This window comes from Roseateles sp. P5_E1, assembly GCF_054049335.1.
The window spans coordinates 1-524 of record NZ_JBFUMN010000470.1; the positions used below are offsets into that span (position 1 = coordinate 1).

1 protein-coding gene is annotated in these 524 nt (G+C 67.2%); it reads left to right on the plus strand.

Features of this window, described 5'->3' with window-relative positions:
- Positions 1 to 11: 11 nt before the first annotated feature.
- The coding region (locus ACXJKJ_RS32145) for a class I SAM-dependent methyltransferase (RefSeq protein WP_457395806.1) at positions 12 to 524 on the plus strand (513 nt) is incomplete at its 3' end.

Here is a 524-nt window from a genome sequence, read left to right on the forward strand (position 1 = left end):
TGGTTGATCCGATGGCCGTGCCCGAGGGCCGTGGCCGCGATTACCAGCAGCGCAGCCGCGAGGGACTGGAGAAAAAGTTCGCCGGCAACGCGGCGGTGTACGACAAGGCCACGCTGGTTGCCTACAACCCGACCGCGCCGGTGTTCGGTGCGGCCAATTCCGCCGACGTGGTGCTGACCTTCCGCAACGTGCACAACTGGCGCAGCGCCAACCAGGCCGAAGGCATGTTCAAGGGCTTCTACAGCGTGCTCAAGCCCGGCGGCGTGCTCGGCGTGGTCGAGCACCGCGCCAAGGCCGACGTGCCCGCCGATGACAAGACCGGGTATGTGGGCCAGAAGGAGGTGATCGCGATGGCCGAGGCCGCCGGCTTCAAACTGGCCGGCAGCAGCGAGATCAACGCCAACCCGCGCGATACCAAGGACTACCCCAACGGGGTATGGACGCTGCCGCCGACCAACCAGCACGACGCCGCCGACGAGGCCAAGTACCAGGCCATCGGTGAAAGCGACCGCATGACCCTGCGC